Genomic DNA, 21630 nt, shown 5'->3' on the forward strand with positions numbered 1-21630 from the left:
AAACAGATAATTGTACTCAATCGTTGATAATCGCGATACCACGATCCTTGAAGCCAATCGAGACTTCGGTCAAAGGATCGAGCGCCTTCTCGACCGCCGGGTCGACAACAAACAGCGTCCCATTGCTTGTCTTGACTTCATACTCGACGTGATCGCCCAGGTAGGCCGCGTGGGTAATCTGGCCGTTGAAGGAACTGCTGGCCAAGCGTGGCGAAAGCGTGATGGCGTTGGGGCGGATCGCAAGCTGCGCCGGTCCCGTCTTCACGTTGCGGCCCACGACGCGGTGCTGCAGACCTTCGATCTTGATCGTCGCATTGTTCCCGTCGACACCAACGACATCGCAGGCCATGACATTTGCCTCGCCCATGAAGTCGGCGATGAAGGCGGAGGTCGGCGTTTCATATAGTTCGCGAGGCGCGCCTTGCTGCGCGATGTACCCGTCCTTCATGATGATGATCCGGTCCGAGACGGCGAGCGCCTCTTCCTGGTCGTGTGTCACGTAAACAGCGGTGAAACCCAGCCGCTGCTGCAGTTCACGAATTTCCGTGCGCACGCGCCGGCGCAGGCGTGCGTCGAGATTGGAGAGCGGCTCGTCAAGAAGGAGAACCTGCGGCTCCAGGACGAGCGCGCGGGCAACGGCGACCCGCTGCTGCTGGCCACCCGACAACTCGGCAGGCAAGCGCTTGCCCATTCCGGCAAGCCCCACGAGTTGCAGGCCTTCCTCTGCGCGTTCGCGCGCTTCCTGCCGCTTGATGCCCGAGGACTCCAGTCCATAGGCGACATTGTCGCGCGCCGTCATATGCGGAAACAGCGCATAACTCTGAAACACCATCGACACGTCACGCTCGTTGGCGGGGAGCATCGTCACGTCCTTGCCGCCGATAAGGATCCGACCGGACGACGGATGTTCCAGCCCCGCCAGCATCCGCAACGTGGTGGTCTTGCCGCAGCCGGAAGGTCCCAGCAGGGTGACGAGCGTACCCGGCTCGATCGTCAGGGACAGGTCCGGTATCGCGGTGAATGCGCCGAAGGTCTTGCGAACGTTCTCGAAGACGACGGAACCTTGGGATTTCAGGGTCATGCGGTTTTCTCCTGACCGATGGGTGCGGAAGTTTTGCGGGTCGCGTTGCCCACGCGGTTTTCCCGGCGCAGCCTCCGTTCGCCGACGAGAAACTGGAAGCCTGTAATGACCGTGATCATCACAACGATCAGCACGGAGGAATAAGCGATGGCGACCCCGTATTCGCCGTTCTCGACAAGGCCGACGATATAGGCAGTCGACATGTTGTACTCTGCGCTGACCAGGAAGATCACTGCGCTGATTGAGGTGATGGCGCGCACGAACGAGTAGACCAGTGCGGCGGTAATGGCTGGGCGCAACAGTGGTAGGATCACTTTGCGGATCGTCCGGAACGTTCCGGCGCCAAGCGTCAGCGAGGCCTCGTCAAGGCTTTTGTCCAGTTGGCTCATGGCTGCAACGCCGCCGCGCACGCCAACCGGCATGTTGCGGAAGACGAAGCACGCGACGAGGATGAGGGCCGTGCCCGTCATTTCCAGCGGCGGCAGATTGAATGCCATGATGTAGCTGATGCCGATGACAGTACCCGGGATGGCGAAACTCATCATCAGGGCGAATTCAAAGAGGTTTCGGCCAACGAACTTCTGGCGCACGATCAGGTATGCGGTGAGCAATCCGACGGCTGCCGTCAGTGGCGCCGAGATCAGCGAGATCTCCATGGTTGTCCAGAACGAATTCCAGGCAACGCCGGTCCACGCAAGTCCGCCGTCATTACGCCACCCGATCGAGAAGGCCTTGATGTAGTGCTCGAACGTCAGCGTGTTGTCCAGGCCCCAGGTCCGCACAAAACCGCCAAAGAGAATCATCACGTAGACGACGATGGTAAAGACCATCCAGGGAATGACGAGGCCATGCGCGGCGATCGACAGACCGCGGGGCAGGGCGATATGAACGCCGGAGTCACCCTTGCCGGTGACCGTGGCGAAACTCTTTCCCGACAGCCAGAAACGCTGCGCGATGAATGCCGACATGGTAAAGAACAGCAGGATCATTGCGAGCACCGCGGCGCGCGACGGATCGTTCTGAGAACCGACGACTGCAAAGAAGATCTCAGTGGAGAGAACGCCGTGACTGCCGCCCAGAACCATCGGGTTGCCGAAATCCGCCATGCTTTCGATAAAGCCGATCAGGAACGCATTTGCCAGGCCCGGCTTCATCAAGGGCAGCGAAACCCACCAGAACGTGCGCCAGCGGTCGGCACGCAATGTCTGCGAGGCTTCCTCCATCGAGGGACTTACGCCCTCGACGACGCCGATCAAGACGAGGAAGGCGATGGGGGTGAAGGACAGGACCTGCGCAATCCAGATGCCGGTCAAACCATAGAGCCAACGTCCGGGCTCCGTGCCGAAGATCGAGGCGGCCGCTTGAGTGACGACACCGGCGCGGCCGAAGAGGAGCGTCAGGGCGAGACCGACCACGAAGGGTGGGGTAATGATCGGCAGAATGGTGAGCAGACGCAGCCCCGTCTTGAACGGAAAGCGCGTGCGGGTGGCAACGAGCGCAAAGCACAGACCCAGCAACGTCGCGCCGCCGGCCGTCATGATCGCCAGGAAGAGCGTGCGCCAGGCAACGCCGCAGCGATCGCCACCCGTCAGGCAGCTCAGGCTCCAGATGGAGGGGTCCTGAATATTGCTGATGAAGCCATCCGGATTGAACGAACCATCGAAGGCCTGGAACGCCCCCATGAACATGCTGCCGACGGGGTAGAACACGAAGATCGCGACCAGAACAACGAGCATCGTGATCGCACTCACCACGAAGACATCGCCCTTCATGGCGCCACGTTCTGCAAGGCCGAAGGAAAAGAGGAGAACGAAGACGACGCCGGTGACGATTGCGCCCGCGCCCATGGAGGGCTGGCCGTCGGCAAGCGCGCCGAACAGGGTCTCGCTGATCGTCCAGCTCCAACCGGAGAAGTTGATCGCCAACCCCTGGAGGGCAAGAAAGAAAACGCCAAGGCCGCCCGCCCACGCAAGCAGCGCGCCGCGCCGGGATGGAGCAGAGATGAAGCGTGCTGTGCCTGCCATCAAGAGAAACGCCACTACTGCCGCAAGCCACGGGCGGCCGTAGCGCACGATCTCCAGCAGGCCGGGCGCCGTGGACGGCTCACGTGCGAAACCAGCTGCCCAGCCGAGCCCGAAGAAGCCACCCTCTATCCGGTACCATGGCAGAAGCACCAATGCGGCGACGCCAACGAGCAGGGCGATATCCAGCCTGCGATTGCTATTGGTCATGATCGGATCTGCATCCCAATGAGTTATCTCGAACGACAAGCCGGCCGGAGGGTCCAACTCCGGCCGCGCCAGTTTTGGTCCTAGTTCGCCTTCGCGCCGATTTCCTTGTCCCAGCGTCCAAGCAACGCTTTACGGACAGTCGGGTCGCCGAACTTCTTGAAGTCGTAGTCAATCAGCTTGATGTCCTCGAACTTCGGGGCTTCCTTGGGAATTTCGGCCGACTTGTTCGAAGGGAGCTGGAAGGATTTGGCATCCTTCATGTGCGATTGCGCCTCGGCACTCAGCGCCCAGTCATACCACTTCTTGGCATTGTCCAGGTTTTTCGCGCCCTTGACGATCGACATTGAACCAATCTCGTAGCCAGTGCCCTCGCACGGCGCGACGGCCTTGATCGGGAAGCCTTCGACCGTTTGCGCGACGGCGTCATGCATGAACACGATGCCGATCGTGGATTCTCCGCGGGCGGCCGCCTTGACCGGTGCGGAACCCGACTTGGTGTATTGCGAAACGTTGGCGTTGAGCTTCGAGAGATAGTCGAACGCCTGGTCCTCGCCCATGATCTGCACGAGTGTCGCAAGCGTGTTGTAGGACGTTCCGGAGGAGTTCGGGTTGGCGATCTGGATCTCGCCCTTGTAGGACGTGTCGAGGAGATCGGCCCAGCATTTGGGTTCCTTGAGACTCTTTTTCTGAAGGATATCGGTATTGTAACCCCAGCCCAGCGCACCGGCATAGACGCCGACCGTCCGGAAGCCCGAACTTTCCGCCTGTTTCTTTGCCCACTCCTGCAACTGGTCGAACAGTGGTGATTTGTACTCCTGTGTCAGCCCTTCCGTAGCGGCCTGCAGGTGGGGGTCCCCGGTGCCGGCCCACCAGATGTCCGTCTTCGGGTTGCGGGCTTCGGCGCGGATCTTCGCATAGGTCTCGCCAGCGGACAGACGGACCATGTTGACCTTGATGTCGGACTGCTTCTCGAACAGTTCCTTCATCAGATCGCAAACCACGGGATCAGCCGAACAAATGAGATTGAGGTCGCCCGCAGCGTTCGCTGAAAAGGCAACAAAAGATACCCCCGCGGCAAGCAGTGCCGCGGCCAATTTAATCGGTCGCATATTGTCCTCCTGGTGATAGCGGCGCCTCCACGCCGGTCGCTTTGCAAGCGTGTGCAAACGGTGCACATCGTCTGAACCGATGTCAACACTATTTTCACAAAAGCTTCGCAAATATGAACGTGATCGGTATTGCACGCCAGTGCAATATAGTGCAAAATCATGTGCAACGGGAGCACGTCGATGTCGTCGAAACTATTCGTCAGTGCGCAAGAGGTCGCCGAAAGGGCAGGAGTGTCCCGCTCGGCGGTCTCGCGAACTTTTACGCCGGGAGCCAGCGTCTCGGCCGACACGCGCAGGCGCGTCCTCGAGGCTGCCGAAGCACTCGGCTACCATGTCAACCATCTCGCACGCGGCCTCATGCGCAACGAGAGCGGCATTGTGTGCCTCATTGTTTCGGATGTTGCAACGCCCTACCGATCCGCCCTGTTGCGCGAGCTGACACTACAGCTCCAGAATGCCGGCAAGATCGCGATGCTGATCAATACCGATCGCTCCGATGGCAGCGTCGACAGGGCGTTGCGTCAGGCAATTCGCTACCGTGCCGATGCGTCGGTCATCTTGTCAGGCCTTCCCGACAAGTCCATCACGCAGCTTTGCCTTCGCAATGGACAGCGTCTTGTGCTGATCAATCGCGACGACGATCAGCCGGGGCCGCTCAAGATCAATCTGGATGACTACGAGTCCGGAGGCAGGATCGCCACGGCATTCGTTCGCGCGGGATGCCGCAACCTCGCCTTTGCCAACTCCGAAGCGGGAACTCCCAGCCTGATGGGCCGAGAGCGCGGTTTCATTGCCGCCGCGGCAAGGCTTGGCATGGAGGTGTTTGTCGAGCGCTACGGATGGACGGGATACGAGGCTGGGAAGGTGCTCGCGCAGCGTATGTTGACCCGCACGGAACGGCCGGACGCCGTGTTCTGTGCGACGGATCTTCTTGCCTGCGGCTTCATGGACGCCGCGCGCCATCAGTTCGGCATTTCGGTCCCGGATCAGCTGTGCATCGCGGGATTCGACGACATCGAGCAGGCGTCGTGGACTTCTTACGATCTGACGACGTTTGCACAACCGGTGTCCATGATTGCGGCGCATGCCGTCGAATGGCTTGCCAAGGCCGACGAGGACGCTGGCGAGGAGCATTCCGTCCGGCTGACGGCAGAGCTGATCTGGCGCGGCTCGATCCGAGGCGGCTAGCGGGATTGTCATTGGCGCGGTCACCCGTGTCTAGCGTGCCGTTGTGCGATTGGCGTGGTTGCAGATTGCCATTCGCAATCGTATGCGCTAAACTTGAGTTATAAACGAAGGTATAGTGCTATTTCCTGCTCATGACATTTCAACCGCGCATGCAAAACAAGATCGAAGGTTTTTCCGTTGTCGGCAACCTTCATCGCCGATCCTGGAACGGCATCGTTGCTGATGTGTGGGACGTGGAATGTGCGCCATATGCCGGCGGCTACTATGTCTCGGACGATCCGCGTCTTTTCATCCTTCTCGACCTGCAAGGCCCAGGCAATTCCAAGGTTAGGCTCGCTCCAAAAGGCGAGGGCGGAGTACAGGATACCGAACGGCGTCCGATCTCCTATGTGCCGGCAGGTCTGGAACTCTGGGCCGACCTGACTGACGTTCAGTATTTGCGCCATCTCGATCTTCATTTTGACGCCGACATCGTCGCACGCCGGTTGATGGAGGACCTTGATCCGTTGCGTTTGAGGGATGCGCGGCTGCTATTTTCGGATGAGCGCATTCTGACGCTTGCGCAGCTGATTGCTGCTGAATGCCTGAACCCGGCACCCCTCCACGATCTCTACGGCGACGGCCTGTCGCTCGCTCTCATCATAGATGTCATGAATCTTGCAAAGATTGCTCCCCGCAAGCGCAGCAAGCTTGCCGCCTGGCAATTGCGCAAGGCGACGGAATTCATTCACGAAAACTGCATGCGCAATATCCGACTCGAGGAACTGGCAGTCCTCGCCGGCCTGTCGCAGTCCCATTTCAGTCACGCCTTCAAGGCGTCGACGGGAATGGCACCCCATCAGTGGCAAATGAATGCGCGGCTGGATCGGGCAAAGAAGCTCCTTGTACAGGGGGAGCAGCCGCTCATGGTGATTGCCGCAGAAACCGGTTTTTCAGATCAGGCACATTTCACGCGGGTCTTCCGCAAGAATATCGGCACGACGCCGGCCAACTGGAAAAAGTCGCGCGTGGCCTGAGGGACACAGAGGCCATTGCATCTGCTTGCACCACGAAAAATTGCCCAAGAACGTTCAATTCTTCCCGGATCGCGACAAGCTGCACCACTAAAATTGAGTTAATCACTCATCTTATTCGCAAGGATTGGCCAAGCCGGTCGCGACGACGGCAACGGCATGAGTGGGGTAGTAGATATGGGCACGAAAGCCAACCGGTTCATCTTCAAGGCAAAGCTGTTGGCGGGTGTCGCCATGTTCGGAGCCACCGCAACCTTGGCTCTGGCGCAGGATGCGACGGAGCTGCAGCCGGTGGTTATCCAGGGTGGGCGCGCCGGCAATTCTGCAGGCAACGGTTCTGCCCAGTCAACTGGCACCGGGCCGGTCAATGGCTATGTCGCGAGAACGACGACGACGGGTTCAGAGACCGCTACGCCGATCAGCGAGATTCCGCAGTCGGTTTCGGTCATCGGTAGGCAGGAGCTGGACGATCGCGGCGTCACCAACAAGGTCGATCAGGCATTGTTCTATACGCCGGGCGTTGTTGCGCAGCCATACGGAAACGATGGCGATACGGACTGGTTCTACATTCGCGGCTTCAACGCCACGCAGACCGGCGTGTTCATGGATAATTTGTCGCTGTTCAGCTACGGCTTCGGCGGCTTCCAGATCGATCCGTTCATGCTCGAACGCGTAGAAGTCCTCAAAGGGCCATCATCCGTACTTCTGGGTGGAGCGAACCCCGGCGGCATCGTGAACTTTGTACGCAAGCGTCCGACGGACGACCCGCTCTACTACACCGAGATCGGCATCAACTCCAACGGCAACGCGTTCACCGGGTTCGACATTTCGGACAAACTCGGCTCGAGCGATACCATGACCTACCGCCTCACAGGTAAGCTTGCCGGTGGGGACAACTATGTTGCCTATACCGAGGACACGCGTGGCTTCATCATGCCGCAGGTGACGATCTCTCCTGACGACGCGACGAATTTTACAGCCTGGGGCTACGTGGGAGCGCTCGATCAGGTTCATTCAAGCAACGGCTTCCTTCCCTATGTAGGAACGGTCGTGAATGCGCCGTACGGGAAGATCGACCGAAGGACATTCCTTGGGGAGCCCGATATCGATGACGGCAACTACGCCCAGCAGATGCTCGGTTACGAATTCGATCACGAGTTCGACAACGGCTGGACGGTATCCCAGAATTTGCGCTACGGACATCTGAGCAAGCACGAGATCGGACCATATCCCTATGGTTATACCGACACGAGTATGACGAAGCTCTATCGCGTTGGATTCGAGGGCACATCCAAGGCCGACACCTTCTCGGTCGACAACCGCGCCGAAAATGAATTCGATGTTGGCGGCCTGACACACAATGTTATGGTTGGCGTCGACTACAGATACTACAGGCTGGACCACGTCCAGAAGTGGCCGACATGGCCCGCCGCCGCAACGCCGATCAGCCCCGCCAATCCGATCTACGGGCTGCCGCAGCCGGCCAACGACGTTCAGATCGATCAGGTCGTGACACAGCAGCAACTCGGCATCTATGCCCAGGATCAGATACACTTCGGCAATGGCTGGCTGGCCACGCTGAACGGTCGCTATGATTTTGTTGACACACATGCAGATTCGATTGTCGGAACCAGCTACGACACGAACGAAGGCGCAGCCAGTGGCCGTGCCGGCCTTGCCTACGAGTTCGACAATGGCCTGACCCCTTATGTCAGTGTCGCCACATTCTTCAATCCGCAAATTGGAACCGGCATTTCCGGTGCCTTGAAACCTGAAGACGGCTATCAGGTCGAAGGCGGCGTCAAATACGAGCCGACATTCTTCGATGGCTTGATCACCGCCTCCGTCTTCCATATCACCAAGCACAACAATACGGTTACCTACCCGGATTTCAGGCAGAGCCAGCTGGGCGAGGTGGAATCGCGTGGGGCAGAGCTGGAAGCCAAGGTTAACCTGAATGACAACTGGAAGCTGCTCGGCTCATTCGCATACACCGATATGGAAGTTACCGAGAACCAAGCCAACATCGCCCTGATCGGTAAGTCACCCTACATAGTGCCCAAAGTAACCAGCGCGCTTTGGCTTGACTACACGCTCACGAACGGTGCCTTCGAGGGCATGAGCTTCGGTGCGGGCGTGCGCTATCAGGGCTGGTCCTGGGCAGATGAAGCAAACACAGCGAAGGTTCCGGCCGCGGCTTTGTTCGATGCCGCTATCCGGTACGAAAAAGAGAATTGGGTTGCGTCCCTCAACGTTACCAATCTCTTCGACAAGGAGTATGTATCCGGTTGCAGTGGCCTCAGCGTCTGCGGCTATGGTGATGCCCGGACGGTGACCTTCAAGCTTGCCAAGAAATGGTAAGTTGACATCTAAAGTAAAGTTTTGTTCTAAGCGACTGGATGGGAGAGGCTAAGCCCCTTCCTCCAGTCGCATTTTCTTGGCAGCAATGACGGATTTCACACGCAGACATTTCATGACGTTGGCAGCGGTACTTACCGCCCCCGCAGTCACACGCGCGGCCCCGACCCAGCGTGTCGCGACGCTCGACTGGGCACTGCTGGAAACGCTGCTCGCGATTGGTGCTGACGTGGTTGCCGGCACCGAACTGCGGCAGTTCCGCGACGTCGCGGTGACGCCAGTCGTTCCGAGAAGTGTCGCCGATCTTGGCTTGCGAGGAACGCCAAATCTCGAGGCGCTGCGCCTTGTCCGGCCCGATCTTATCTTCAACTCGAACTTCTACGCCTGGGCCGATGGCCTGATGGGCCGGATCGCGCCGGTTGAGAGCCTCGCAATCTACCTGCCCGGTGAGAACCCGTTCGACCTTGCCGAACGTGCGACGATCGCGATCGGAAGCCGCCTGGGGCTGGACAGCGCCCGTCGGTTGACAGAGGAGCTAGCATCAAAACTCCAGCGGTATCGGGGTGTTGCAGCAATGGGCGACGGGCGCCCGATCCTGCCGATCAATCTTGGTGATGCACGACACTATCGCGCCTTTGGTTCCGACAGCATGTTCGGCGAGGTGCTGAAGCGCCTTGGTCTGACGAACGCCTGGCAAGGAGCGAGCGCGTATTCGGCAATGGCACCGGTCGGTATCGAGACGCTGGCCTCGATGCCGGACGCCTGGATCGTCCTTATTCCGCCGCAGCCGGACGAGGCGATGACTGCCCTCAGCACCAGCGCCTTCTGGAATGCCTTACCTGCCGTTCGCGAGCGTCACGTCCTCACCCTAGGGTCGATCAACCCCTATGGTGCATTGCCCGCCGCGACGCGTTTTGCCGATCTCCTCATTGAAGGGCTCGCCCATGCATGGAACGGCTAGCCATCGGATGTTGGCAGGGCGCACGCGGTTTTCGCTTACGGTAATGGGCGTGCTCATCGCCGGCACTTGCGTGGCGATGTTCGCTGCACTCGTACTGTTACGCCCCAGATTGCCTGCCGCCGAGGCTTCTCTCGATGCGATCCTGCTCTGGGACAGTCTCTTGCCTCGCGCAATACTCGCCCTTGTCGCCGGGGGTGCGCTCGGGCTTTCCGGTGCGCTCCTCCAGCGCGTGCTTCGCAATCCGATCGCCGACGCCTCGATGCTTGGCATCGCCTCGGGTGCGCAATTGGCGCTGACAGCCGCGATCAGCTATTCGCCGCTGTTGGTCGGCGTCTCGCGTGAGATCGTCGCCTTTGCCGGCGGGATTGGCGCTGTTGCAATCGTTCTGGGACTAAGCTGGCGAAGGGGTCTCGACCCGGTGACTGTCGCACTGTCGGGCATGATCGTCACGCTGATTGCCTCGGCATTGAGCGCCACGATCATCCTGGCGCGCGGCGAATACGCCATGTCGGTCTACATCTGGGGGGCGGGCTCGCTCAGCCAGCAGGATTGGAATGGTGTCATCTGGCTTGTCCCGCGCGTGGCGCTTGGTTTTTGCGTCGCCGTGCTGCTTGTGAGGCCACTCCAGATGCTCTCTCTGGACGACAGCGGGGCAAGGGGCCTTGGCGTCGCACTTCATTCGACGCGTTTCGTCGTTCTTGCGCTCGGTGTCTGGCTGTCGGCCTCGGTGACGGCACTGGTCGGGATCATCGGTTTTGTCGGCCTTGCCGCTCCGACGGTCGCGCGGCTTCTCGGTGCCCGGACAACCAGGCAGATCATGACCGCATCACCCCTGACGGGCGCTGCCCTATTGTTTTTGACCGACGCCTTGGCGCAGCTGCTGGGACCCGGATTTTCCGATATCGCGCCGGCGGGCGCAGCAACGGCGCTCCTCGGTGGACCGCTGCTTCTCTTTCTTCTGCCACGCTTTTACTCGACCGCGGCGCCGACGGCCCAGGCGCTTTCTGCGATACGCCGGAAAAGGCCCGCGACGGCGCTTGTCCTGTTGCTGATCGCTTTGCTGGTCGTTCTGACTGCGGCCCTGACGATCGGACTGGGACCCGACGGTTGGCACCTGGCGACAGGACAGCTATTCGTCGACTTACTGCCCTTCAGGTTCCCGCGTGCCGTGACCGCTGGCGGCGCTGGAGCAATGCTTGCCGTTGCAGGTCTCATTATGCAGCGCGTTACCGCTAACCCACTTGCAAGCCCTGAAGTGCTGGGTGTCAGTGCAGGTGGTGGAGCCGGCTTGACCATCGCATTGTTCCTGTTTGCGTTTCCTTCGCCTGTAGTGATGCTGGTCGCGATGTCACTTGGGGCGATGGCCGCTTTACTCGTCATGATGATTATTTCAGCACGTGCCCATTTTGCGCCCGAACGAATGCTTCTTGCAGGCATTGCAATCAGTGCATTTTCAATGGCGTCAGTGACAATGGTGCTCGCACAAGGCGATATTCGGGGCTATATCCTGCTCAACTGGCTGTCGGGGTCGACGAGTAGGGCAGGTGCTTTCGAGGCCTGGATTGCCGTCGTTTCGGTCGTCGCATTTGCCGCACCTCTCGTCCTGCTGGGTCGCTGGCTCGAGGTGCTGACCCTTGGCAGTGCTTCGGCCGGTTCACTGGGGCTTTCAGTCGGAAGCAGCCGGCTGCTGCTGGCAACGATCGCCGCGACAATGACGGCCATTGCGTCGTTCCTTGTCGGTCCACTGACCCTGACCGGATTGATCGCGCCCCATCTGGCGAGGTTGCTCGGCTTCCGGCAGCATCGCCATCAGATGCTCGCCAGCATGCTGATCGGCGCGTCGGTCTTGATGGTGGCGGATTGGCTGTCCCGGATTGTCATCTATCCCTATCAGGTGCCTGTAGGCCTCTTCGCCACGCTCATCGGCGGCCCGTATCTCGTCTGCCTGCTGACGCGGAAAAGCCCAGCGGCTTGACTGCCGGCCGCGCTTTGCAAAGTGGCGCGCCTTGGAATGCGGCGGGCCGCCTAGATTGAGTTGGCCTTGCGTTGGCTACGGCCAAGGATGCCGGCGCGGATCTGGTTGGCTCTCGATATATCGGGTGTCGGCTGGGCCGGTTGCGGAGGAGGAGACGGGGGCTCAGACGCACCTTTCTTCAACTTCGAGAAGGCGAGCTGTGCTGCGGTCCGGTCTTCGGCGGAAACCGGAGTGCTTGGATTGCCGTCGATGCCATGCCGATATGCATCAGGCTGGGCGCAGGCTAAAAGGTATCGTTTGGAATGGGTGTAGGCGGATGTCGCCCGGCGCAGTGAAGTGACCGGCGTATTCGGCTTCATCAGCATACGAATGTCGTTCCAGACGCCAATCGCGAAAGGTTTGATCGGATCGCCTGATGCCTGAGGCAAAAGCCCGATTGGTTGCACCAGCAATGCTGCGATGGCCTCCGCCTTCTCGATGTCGGCAGCACTAGCGGCAATGGCGCCTTTGCTTTCGGCCCAAGATTTGTTCATCGCGTCGCTCTCCTCAATGCCCTATCGATAAGCAGGAAAACATGCAATTTTCATGACAGGTCCGCAGATGTCGGCGGCGAGGGCACGCTTTTGTGACGTTTCTTTCTGTTGATTAGGCTTGCGTATGGATCTTCATCAAATGTTGACGATCAGCGAACCATACTGGTGGTGCGCGTGACAGGTATTGCGTTCGCGCACCCTTCGGTTCGCCCTGCGCGAAACCACATTGGCGGTTCAAGGATTTTTTCTCCAGAACCGGCTCTTCGGGCTTCGATAGTCCGACGTAAGGCGGTATGACGCACCTTCAGTCTAGCCTCGAAGGAACCCAACTATGGAAACCGTAACCATCGACAATCGCGCTGACTTCGCTCAATGGGCGGTCGAGCGCGCGCGCGAAATTGTCTCCCAGGAAGGAACCGCCCTGGCGATGGCGGCACGCGACATGGACGAGAAGGCCATAGGCGAAGCCGGCAATGCGCTGGGCCAGGCGATTGCTGACGCGATGATTGAGGTTTTCGACGGACTGATGGCAGGCATTGAAAGCGAGTGACCGACCAGGCGGTCATCAACGCCGGATCGATCACATCGCAATACCCACGAGGCGAAGCGGAAATTCAGTGACGCGATCGCGTCTCCGCGCCCTGGGAGGCTCCAGTGCGCTCGAAGCGTTCGGATATGGTCGCGACGAATGTAATCCCGTGCTCCAGTAAAAGTTCTGCGGCGCGCAGATCGCCCTCGCCAAGATCGACAGCGCAGCCTCGAACTGTGCGCGCAAGACATGTCGAATTCTGAGCAGAGCGTGCATCGCCGCGCTCTTCCGCCTCTTCGGCAACCGCCTCCAGCGCATCTGCCACCATGACCATCATGTCGGATCGTTCGCGCAGGGTCATCTCATTCAAGGTCTTTCCATGCATATCATCCATCCACTGTCTCACGCGTGGCCAAGCGCGTCTGGCGCACTGGCGTCGGTGTCGTTTTGTTGGGGACTAGAGATGTGAAATCTCGTCGGACCGATCTTAGATGGCGATCATCGTGTCGGCGAGCAAGGTCGCACCCATGCCGCCAGCGCATCGCAGCAGTGCAGAGCAAGCTGCGGCTGGCGCACCAGGATTGCTGTTGGCCCTGCGCGGACCCACCCCCATCCGCAAAAGCCCGGCGCCGAATCGGCACGCTCGAAACGTCCAACAACGATCCGCCTTGCAAAATTGTCAGAAGCAGGTAAAGGCCCCTCAAAATGACGTGATTGGCAGGAGGCATCATGAACGTTCGCGCGACCGGTGCCGCCGGCAATGTGGTGCTCGTCGGGGTCTTTTTTATGCTCCTCGGCGATTTCCTCTTCTCGCTCAATGATGCCATGGGCAAGTGGCTGGTGACGAGCTTCTCTGTTGGCCAGGTATTGGTGGTGCGCTCTGTCGGCTCCTTTGTCATTTTGGCGCCGATGATCGTCGGGCAGGGAACAGACGCGCTCTTGCGTCTGGAACGCCCTGCACTGCATTTCCTTCGCATTGTGCTGACGACAGCGGATGTCGCGTTCTTCTATGCGGCGGTTGCCTATCTTCCCCTTGCCGATGTCATGACGTTTTACATGGCTGGGCCAATCTACGTGGCAGCTCTGTCGCATTTCTTTCTGGGCGAGACGATTGGCCGCCGCCGATGGCTCGCTGTGATCGTTGGTTTCATAGGGGTTGTCATCGCGCTGAGGCCCTCGGCGGCGATGTTGTCGTGGCCTTCGATTTTTGGGCTCGTCGGCAGTCTGTCTTTCGCGCTGACGCTTATCCTCAGCCGTCGCCTGCGTCAGACGAGCGATGTCACGCTGGTTACCTGGCAGACCGTCGCCGCCCTCGTCACTGGGCTCGTATTGAGCATCGGAAACTGGCGCCCGGTTTCGGCACTCGATTTTACAGCTATGCTGGCGCTCGGCATTGTTGCCGGTAGCGCCCATATGATGATCACCCGATCGCTCAAGCTCGCCCCGGCTTCTCTATTGGCGCCGTTGCAGTACAGCCTGCTACTTTGGGCGATCGTCCTGGGCTTCCTTTTTTTCGGGGATTTACCGGACAGCCAGATCGTGGCGGGCTCCGCCGTGATTGTCCTCGCCGGCCTGTTCATTTTCCATCGGAAGAACCTGACCGGCGATACTCCCGACGAGGAAGTCCCTCGTGACGGGCACTGAGGACGGGCAGGAAAAGAGGCTCCATGTGAACGCACGTTCACGCGATCGATCGGATGTAGCGCGCTTGCAGTGCGTTGAATGGCGATCGTCGCGCAGAGCGCCATCACTGGGACGATTCACGAGATTTCCCCGACAGCACGACACCAGCGTCGTCCTGTCTATTCATCGATAGCGCTACGTGTGCAATGCACGGCTCCGTTTCAATGAACCGGCATGCCTGCAATTGAAGGCGAAGCGGCCCACCGGCTCGAGCGCGCCGCATCGCTAATTTGGAAGTTGTTGTACCAACGACCGCACTACCGAGTTCGTCCGTTTGCCGCACGACCAAGCTGCATGGAATCGTTGTTACCCCGCACGCAACCGGCTCACCTCTGGTGAGAGCTAGAATTGCAAGACCGGCTCGACGCCCGAGCTCCTTCAACTCCATATCGATGGTCGTCAGCGACGGTCGGGTCTGCTCGATGACCTCCCAATTGTCAAAACCGACGACAGCGACATCATCCGGAACCTTTACACCGCAGTCTCGCAAGGCGTCGATCGCGCCTCTTGCGATCTGATCATTGCCGCAAAATATCGCATCTGGTTTTGCGCCATTGCGCGAAAAGACCGTTTCAATAGCCGCATGCCCCCATTTTTCAGTCCGGGCCCCGAACATCACCACACCGCTGTTGCTGAGCGTTTCCTGATAGGTTCTTGCTCTCAGACGGGCGGCCCAACCTGCGCGCCGGTGATGTGAAGAATGTTCCGCCGGCCAAGGCCTACAAGGTGTTCTGCCGCCAGGCGGGCGCCCTGAACATCGTCGGGGAAGAAAACCACGCTGTCCGGGGGGCTATCGCAAAGACGTAGACAACAGGAATGGGAAGGTTGAGTAGGTCTACCGGGGGCGTAGAATCCAGGCGGGTGGCCGTAAAAATGATCCCATCGACCTGCTTGTCCAACAAGGCTTCAAGATGGAGCTTTGCCAGTCTGGGATCGTTGTTGGTCGCGCACAGAAAAACCGAGACGCCGTGATCGACGAGAACTTCTGAAACACCGGCCGTCATCGGCAGGGTCAAGCGACCATAGCAGACGAGGCCGGTTTCCGAACGCTGACAACGGCACATTTCAGCATGCGCCCGCCTTCACAAAATCCGGCCATCCGGATCGGATCCACGGGGATCGACACATTGCGCGCGACCGCGATATCCGACGACACGGCGGCCGGAGCGGCGATCGGCCCTTATATAGAGCGTCGACATGGCCCGATCATCCCGCACCCATGACAATGGTATCGGTCTCGGCAATATGCACCCACAGTTCCTGGTGCGGCGGACCTAGCGATGTCGCGACGCGTATCGCGGCGCGCGGTGTTTGACGAGGAAGTCAGATCCTGATCTGGCGCGCGTTATTGGTTTCACGGGCGATGTATTCCTGGATCTGCCTGACGATTTGCCTTGCATGTTCGATTGCCAGCGCATCGGCCTTTTCGATGTCGCAGGCTTCGATCGCCGCAATCATCTCCTCATGCTCATCGACATACTGGTGGGGCAATCTATCGTCGAATGTGGAGTAGTAAAGTCGGAGAATTCGCCGACCTTCGTCAAGCAGGCGTGAGAAGAACGCCGTGTAATAGGGGTTACCCGCCTGCTCAGCGATGGCAACGTGAAAATCCCTGTTGGCCTCGATCATGGCGTAAGCGTCGCGCGCCGCCACGGCACGCGCAAAATCGTCCTGCCTAGCGCGAATCCGCGCCATCGCCGCCAGATTTCTTTTGGCTGCGGCGCCACGCGTGGTCACCCGGTACATCAGCGTCAGCGCGTCAAAATAGGTGGGCAGGGTGGCAAAGTCGATAGTTGCAACGATAGTGTTACGGTTCGGCAGAGTTGTGACGAGGCCATCGGCGGACAGACGCAGCAGCGCTTCTCGGACGGGCGTTCTGGACATTCCGAAACGGTCAGACAGCTTAACTTCGTCAAGCGGACTGCCGGGCTCCAGCGTCATGGCAAGAATCTCCTGCCGAATAGTGGTATAGACTGTTTGGGTGCCGGAACCGCGTGTACGGCTTGCATCCAGTGCTTTGCTTTTTGTCACTGTTTCCATCGTTGTTCCAATAGGATTTCAACCATATTACATGCTGTATGCAATATGTCGACAAGAAATGCATGGCTCGGGCAATGACGCCAGTGGCGTCGTCAACTTAACCGACTTTCCCGAAAGCTGGGCAATGGCATGACCTTGCCCGGGATCTGCTCTCTTGTCGCGACCGATTTCCACCCGAACTGAGTTTGCGGACGGGGTGAGAGGATCAGATACGCTTCAGGTCACACGACCGGTTCAGCGTTCCGTCTCGATCGATGTACGAATTGCCAACCTTTTCACATTTCACGCCACGGAATTAATCCCATTGAGAAGCTCGTTGGGAACGTCTGATGCGACCGACCTGCACTTCCCCATCCCAGCCTTGCAAATCCTGCATCGTCTTTCCGTCCAGTCCGGTATCGCCCGGCCGCGAGCCTCGCCCTTTGTATTCCGGCGGATACTCGCTCATGTTCCTTTTCTGTTCTGCCCATTTCCAAGAGTCAATCTGGACGAAAACGAATCACGTGCCATCTAGCGACTCGCGACATGTCAATAAGGTTGTTCCCTATGGAAGATTTTCATGTTCGGGTTCCGATCGAGCCGCTCCACGTCGAGATTGATGGCACCAACAGCTATCGTCAGGCGCATTCGGTCGACGATCTGGCAGCCTACCTTCTCAGCGAAAAGTGGCCCGCAAAGTCGTCTGCCTCGTTTCACCGGGCCTTGGTGACATCAATCGAAGCGATGCAGTTGTATCTCGATGCCAGCTCGGCACGGGCTGCCTTTGTGGAAGCCGCCCATGCGGCAGGCATGCACGTCTTGCCTGATGACGTGGATCAGATCAGGAAAGCCAGCTAGCGCAGCTCTGCGTCGATCCAAGCCTCTAGTGGCGGATGACAAACCTCTCCGCTCCCATGCGCTAAAGCCGCGCGACCCGGCACAGCCGCATCTACCGTTCGATCCGATGCCCGATCGTGTCGAACCGTGCTTGGCGCTGCTGAAGTCGAGGCCACTGGGCCGGAATGGACCCCTACAAAGAGCGCGACGCGCTCCAGCTCCGCACAATGCTCGATCGCCTGAAGCGGAAGACACCGCCGATCGCCTCTGCCGAAACGCAAAGATCTCGTCTGGGCGCAGCCGACGCTCATTGCTGAGATCGAGTACCGCGCCTGGACCCACGACGGGAAGCTGCGGCATGCGTCCTACAGGGCTGCGCGAGATGCAGGACAATGCCGCTGTTTTCAACATCGAATGAGACACGCGATCCGCAAAGCTTAGCGTTTCGGTCGAAGCGAGCCCTGTGCTGTTCGATGTAATCCCTAGCGTGTCAATAATGACAGCTGGACGGGGCGCGAGGCTTAAAACCGTGGGCACAGATTGGATTCATCGGACGCTTGCGATCCATCATTCGGGGAGTAAGCATGCCATTGGTCGCCTGTGTCGTCGACGCTGTGTGTTGCTTACTCACTGCCGTTGAGTTGGGTTGCTGTGTCGATGGAACTGGAGCCGCCTTAGTTGACTCAAAAGTCGGACACGTTGAGGAGCGCAGCGACCGTTGCGGCCAGGAGTGTGCGGTTCATTGGCATTGTCCTTCGGATGGCGGTGTCAGCAAGAGCGATCACCCCATTCCCATAATCAAACCTCTCTGGGAGGTCACAATGCCATTCGCGTATGAACCGATGATGTCAGGCGCCGGTGCAGGAGATCAGAGGCCTGCACATTTCAGTCCGAGTGGGCTTCCAGCGCTGTTAAAGCGAGGGCCTTCTTCTTCAGCTTGCGGAGCACCGGACTTTTTTCCGTTGGGTCTTCACCGTCGTCTGGATCGGACTCCGCGCCGACTTCGTCCATTCGATGCGCTATCGCTAGAGCGTAGATAGTATGGAGGATATTCCTATCGGTTACGTGAGGGTCCGTTAGTGCAAGCAGAGACGCGCGCACAATCTTTTTGCTTGTCGCCTTTGGGCAGCGCTTCAATACGAATTCGTAGAGTTCCTTGGCTGAGTGACCTTCGGTAGCCCCATCCAGCAATGCTTCGTACACACGCTTACGTTTTTCACTCATCGCTCCAGCCTCCTATCTGGCCAGAAAGCGACACGGTCCGTCATGAGATTTTCATACACAACAACTTCACTTTGAAACGATGCGAGTACCACGATTGAACGGAAGGTGGGAAATGCTAAATCGCCTGAAGCGGAAGTCGCTTTCCGTCGCGTAGGCCGGCGCGCGCAAACTTATCTGGGTGCAGCCAACGCTCATGCTGAGATTGAGTATCGCGCGGTGACGGCGTATGCGGAAACTGTGGCCGAGAGCAGCGGTATCAGGGTGCTTGTGTCGCCGGTGATCTCGAACGCGAAGAACGTGCCGGTGGATTGTAGCGGGAGCGGCTTAATGTCACTGGATTTGCGGCACATCGCCTCTTTGATCAAATTGAAGATATGATGTCGCTAGTCCACGAGCTTTGGCAATTCCGTAGCCAGAGTGTCAATTGCCAGCCTGACCTTCTGCGAAAGGTGCGGGGTCTGCAGCCACAGGGCGTAGACATCATATGGGTAGCCTGAGCGCTCTCGCAAAAGCTCGACAAGTGCACCCTCTTGAATACGTTCGCGCACAAGCCACGACGGAAGCCAACCCAGACCGGCTCCTGATGCGACCGCATCAGCGATCGCGGCAAGGTCATCGAAGCGATACCGCGTGGGAGGGAAAATGTCGGCCGCTGACCCGTCGGCCATGGGGAACTGCCATGGCGGAATAGGCCCGGAGCGCCTGTAGGTAACTGCCCTATGTTGCGTCAAGTCTTCGACGCTCATTGGACGACCGTGTGAATCAAGATAGGACGGGGAAGCACAGACTATCATCCGCTGGCGCGCCAAACGGCGCCCCATCAATGTGGCGCTATCTCCCGGGACGCCGGTACGGATTGCCAGGTCGAAGCCGTCTTCCGCCAAATCCGAAATGCGGTCGCTCAATGACAGATCAAGCTCCACATGCGGGTGCCGATGTGCGAACCCCACTAGGATTGGCATGACACAATGTCGTCCCAGATGCACAGGCATTGTCACCTTCAATTTTCCCCGCGGTTCAGAAGCCTGATCCGCGGCTAGCGCGTCAGCCGCGTCTGATTCCGCGAGTATCAATTTGCAGCGTTCAAAATAGACCCGGCCGAAATCGGTCAGGCTTTGGCGGCGGGTAGTTCGATTGAGAAGGCGCACACCAGCGCGATCCTCCAGAAAACGCACATGTTTGCCGACCATGGGTGCTGACAAATTAAGGACGCTGGCGGCTGCGGCAAATGACCCAACTTCAACGGTCTTCACGAAGACAGTCATGCTTGTGAGGCGATCCATATTCAGAACCAATGGTTTCGACTGTTGTGCAGATACGCCAATTTATCCGCTGATGACGCAATGACAAACTGTATTCGAAGCAATTGGTAAGGAATTTGCAAATGGCACGCGTTGTGCGCTTTTATGAACATGGCGATCCGAATGTGCTGCGGATCGATGAAATCCAGATTCCGCTTCCCAGTGCAGGGGAAGTTCAGATCCATGTTCAAGCCCTAGGGCTGAATCGGGCTGAGGCCTTACTCAGGGCCGGAACTTATATTGAAACACCTTCGCTGCCTTCCGGCCTTGGCCTTGAAGCGGCGGGGATCATTGGATCCGTTGGGGCAGGGGTTAGCGGCTTTCGGGAGGGCGAGGCGGTAAGCATTGTTCCCCCCGTCTCGATGGTCCAATGGCCTGCATATGGCGAAGTGATCAATGTCCCGGCTGAAAGGGCAGTTAGGATGCCCGGGACGTTCAGCGCCGTTCAGTCGGCTTCCGTTTGGATGCCATATCTGACGGCCTACGGCGCGTTGATCGACATTGCCGAACTGCGCCATGGGGACTTTGTCGTCATCACCGCAGCCTCGAGCAGTGTCGGCCTTGCCGCCATTCAACTGGCAAACCGCATCGGTGCCACGTCCATCGCCATCACACGGACATCAGCAAAAAAGAGGGCGCTGTTGGACGCTGGTGCCGCTCATGTGGTGGCCTTTTCCGAAGAGGATCTGGCGAGCCGGCTGGCGAAGATTACAGGAGCGGAGGGGGCCCGTGTTGTGCTGGACCCAATCGGTGGACCAATTTTCGAACCTTTGACGCAGGCCATGTCGCGGGGAGGTGTCCTGATCGAATACGGCGGCCTAAGCCGCGATCCGACGCCGTTTCCCTTGTTTGCCGTACTAAGCAAGACACTGACAATACGCGGATATCTGGTGCACGAATTGCTCACCAATCCGGACCGACTGAGAGCGGCAATGGAGTTTATACTCGAAGGCCTGGGTTCCGGCGCGTTGCGACCGATTATCGCCAAGACTTTTCCGCTGGAGGAGATTGTTGCGGCACATCGCTATCTCGAAACAAACGAGCAGTTTGGCAAAATTGTCGTCACGATCTAACGCAAATGGAAGAGCAGCGAGATCGGGCATCAGGTTCAGTCTGGGGCTGGATTGGCTGGTCGGTCTCGGGCTAGTCCAGACCTGCTGCTCAGCTCGCTTTGTCAATCCAACGCCCATCGAGGGAAGCTTAATGTCAAAAGAACTCACTGTCGTTGCAAAGCTGAAGGCCAAGCCGGAGTTTGCGGAGGAATTGGGCCAATACCTGTATGCCTTGGTAGAGCCATCGCGGAGCGAGGCCGATTGCCTCAACTACGACCTGCATCAATCGAACAACGATCCATCCATCTGGCTCCTCTACGAGAACTGGACGTCGAAGGAGGCACTCGATGACCATTTCGACATGCCTTATCTGCGTGCCTTTCTGCCTGAACTCAATCGGCTGCTCGCCGAAGACATGACAATTGAGTTCTATTCCATGCGGTCAGCCCCGGCTTGATCAGAGCTGCGCGGGTGGCCGTACCGCCATTCGCGCCTGCGTGGTCAACCCGGCGGCGCTACTTATCTGGCGCACGCCA

General features: G+C 58.8%; 18 protein-coding genes and 2 pseudogenes. 11 read left to right on the forward strand and 9 right to left on the reverse strand.

The window, feature by feature from the left end; all coding sequences use genetic code 11:
* Positions 1-16: 16 nt before the first annotated feature.
* The 3 genes from AC1D2R_RS23640 to AC1D2R_RS23650 all read right to left on the reverse strand — a co-directional run bounded on the left by AC1D2R_RS23640 (position 17) and on the right by AC1D2R_RS23650 (position 4421).
* A complete protein-coding gene (locus tag AC1D2R_RS23640) occupies positions 17-1081 on the reverse strand; it encodes an ABC transporter ATP-binding protein (protein WP_477971066.1) in 1065 nt (354 codons plus the stop codon).
* A complete protein-coding gene (locus AC1D2R_RS23645) occupies positions 1078-3312 on the reverse strand; it encodes an ABC transporter permease (RefSeq protein ID WP_477971068.1) in 2235 nt (744 codons plus the stop codon). The genes AC1D2R_RS23640 and AC1D2R_RS23645 overlap by 4 nt, the downstream gene beginning before the upstream one ends.
* A gap of 80 nt (positions 3313-3392) precedes the next feature.
* On the reverse strand, positions 3393-4421 hold the full coding sequence (locus AC1D2R_RS23650) for an ABC transporter substrate-binding protein (protein ID WP_477971070.1): 1029 nt from the start codon (positions 4419-4421) through the stop codon (positions 3393-3395).
* Positions 4422-4601: 180 nt separating this feature from the next.
* Here AC1D2R_RS23650 and AC1D2R_RS23655 point away from each other — a divergent pair, with 180 nt between their 5' ends.
* The 5 genes from AC1D2R_RS23655 (at position 4602) to fhuB (ending at position 11916) form a co-directional block, all read left to right on the forward strand.
* The gene (locus tag AC1D2R_RS23655; RefSeq protein WP_477971072.1) at positions 4602-5609 is read left to right on the forward strand and encodes a LacI family DNA-binding transcriptional regulator; all 1008 of its coding nucleotides are present in this window, start codon (positions 4602-4604) and stop codon (positions 5607-5609) included.
* 131 nt (positions 5610-5740) lie between these two features.
* Positions 5741-6625: a helix-turn-helix domain-containing protein gene (locus AC1D2R_RS23660; protein ID WP_477971074.1), complete on the forward strand. Its 885-nt coding sequence runs from the start codon at positions 5741-5743 to the stop codon at positions 6623-6625.
* A 174-nt stretch (positions 6626-6799) separates the two neighbouring features.
* On the forward strand, positions 6800-8983 hold the full coding sequence (locus AC1D2R_RS23665) for a TonB-dependent siderophore receptor (protein ID WP_477971190.1): 2184 nt from the start codon (positions 6800-6802) through the stop codon (positions 8981-8983).
* Between the two features lie 85 nt (positions 8984-9068).
* Positions 9069-9941: an ABC transporter substrate-binding protein gene (locus AC1D2R_RS23670; protein ID WP_477971076.1), complete on the forward strand. Its 873-nt coding sequence runs from the start codon at positions 9069-9071 to the stop codon at positions 9939-9941.
* Positions 9925-11916 carry a Fe(3+)-hydroxamate ABC transporter permease FhuB gene (fhuB, locus tag AC1D2R_RS23675; RefSeq protein ID WP_477971078.1) on the forward strand — a complete coding sequence of 664 codons (1992 nt, stop codon included), beginning with the start codon at positions 9925-9927 and terminating at the stop codon, positions 11914-11916. The genes AC1D2R_RS23670 and fhuB overlap by 17 nt, the downstream gene beginning before the upstream one ends.
* Positions 11917-11966: 50 nt before the next feature.
* Here the strand turns inward: fhuB and AC1D2R_RS23680 are convergent, their stop codons facing one another.
* The gene (locus tag AC1D2R_RS23680) at positions 11967-12449 is read right to left on the reverse strand and encodes a ProQ/FINO family protein (protein WP_477971080.1); all 483 of its coding nucleotides are present in this window, start codon (positions 12447-12449) and stop codon (positions 11967-11969) included.
* 331 nt (positions 12450-12780) lie between these two features.
* On the opposite strand from AC1D2R_RS23680, the gene AC1D2R_RS23685 reads away from it, so the two are divergent.
* Positions 12781-12999 (forward strand): hypothetical protein, encoded by a 219-nt coding sequence (locus tag AC1D2R_RS23685; RefSeq protein ID WP_057468067.1) that lies wholly within the window; start codon positions 12781-12783, stop codon positions 12997-12999.
* 64 nt (positions 13000-13063) lie between these two features.
* Here AC1D2R_RS23685 and AC1D2R_RS23690 read toward each other — a convergent pair whose 3' ends face one another.
* On the reverse strand, positions 13064-13372 hold the full coding sequence (locus AC1D2R_RS23690) for a hypothetical protein (RefSeq protein WP_477971082.1): 309 nt from the start codon (positions 13370-13372) through the stop codon (positions 13064-13066).
* A 335-nt stretch (positions 13373-13707) separates the two neighbouring features.
* Between AC1D2R_RS23690 and AC1D2R_RS23695 the strand changes: the two genes are divergently transcribed.
* Positions 13708-14622, forward strand: coding sequence for a DMT family transporter (locus AC1D2R_RS23695; RefSeq protein ID WP_477971084.1), 915 nt, complete (start codon positions 13708-13710; stop codon positions 14620-14622).
* A gap of 310 nt (positions 14623-14932) precedes the next feature.
* On the opposite strand, the pseudogene AC1D2R_RS23700 reads toward AC1D2R_RS23695, so the two are convergent.
* Together AC1D2R_RS23700 and AC1D2R_RS23705 are read right to left on the reverse strand one after the other, a co-directional pair.
* A pseudogene (locus AC1D2R_RS23700) lies at positions 14933-15686 on the reverse strand (substrate-binding domain-containing protein); the annotation flags it as partial.
* 298 nt (positions 15687-15984) lie between these two features.
* Complete coding sequence (locus AC1D2R_RS23705) at positions 15985-16692, reverse strand: GntR family transcriptional regulator (RefSeq protein WP_477971086.1); 708 nt, start codon at positions 16690-16692, stop codon at positions 15985-15987.
* A 555-nt stretch (positions 16693-17247) separates the two neighbouring features.
* Here AC1D2R_RS23705 and AC1D2R_RS23710 point away from each other — a divergent pair.
* Both AC1D2R_RS23710 and AC1D2R_RS23715 read left to right on the forward strand, forming a co-directional pair.
* Entirely contained in the window at positions 17248-17538 is a 291-nt protein-coding gene (locus AC1D2R_RS23710) for a DUF982 domain-containing protein (RefSeq protein ID WP_477971087.1), read from the forward strand.
* Between the two features lie 176 nt (positions 17539-17714).
* Positions 17715-17935: pseudogene (locus AC1D2R_RS23715) on the forward strand (ATP dependent DNA ligase); the annotation flags it as partial.
* 467 nt (positions 17936-18402) lie between these two features.
* Here AC1D2R_RS23715 and AC1D2R_RS23720 read toward each other — a convergent pair.
* Positions 18403-18741, reverse strand: a complete 339-nt coding sequence (locus tag AC1D2R_RS23720; RefSeq protein WP_477971089.1) for a hypothetical protein — start codon at positions 18739-18741, stop codon at positions 18403-18405.
* Positions 18742-19124: 383 nt separating this feature from the next.
* A complete protein-coding gene (locus tag AC1D2R_RS23725) occupies positions 19125-20024 on the reverse strand; it encodes a LysR family transcriptional regulator (protein WP_477971091.1) in 900 nt (299 codons plus the stop codon).
* Positions 20025-20125: 101 nt separating this feature from the next.
* Here AC1D2R_RS23725 and AC1D2R_RS23730 point away from each other — a divergent pair, with 101 nt between their 5' ends.
* Positions 20126-21115 (forward strand): zinc-dependent alcohol dehydrogenase family protein, encoded by a 990-nt coding sequence (locus tag AC1D2R_RS23730; protein ID WP_477971093.1) that lies wholly within the window; start codon positions 20126-20128, stop codon positions 21113-21115.
* 130 nt (positions 21116-21245) lie between these two features.
* Positions 21246-21551, forward strand: a complete 306-nt coding sequence (locus AC1D2R_RS23735) for a putative quinol monooxygenase (protein ID WP_477971095.1) — start codon at positions 21246-21248, stop codon at positions 21549-21551.
* The last annotated feature ends 79 nt before the right edge of the window (positions 21552-21630 follow it).

The sequence above is a fragment of the Rhizobium sp. P1_C7 genome, from assembly GCF_056406295.1.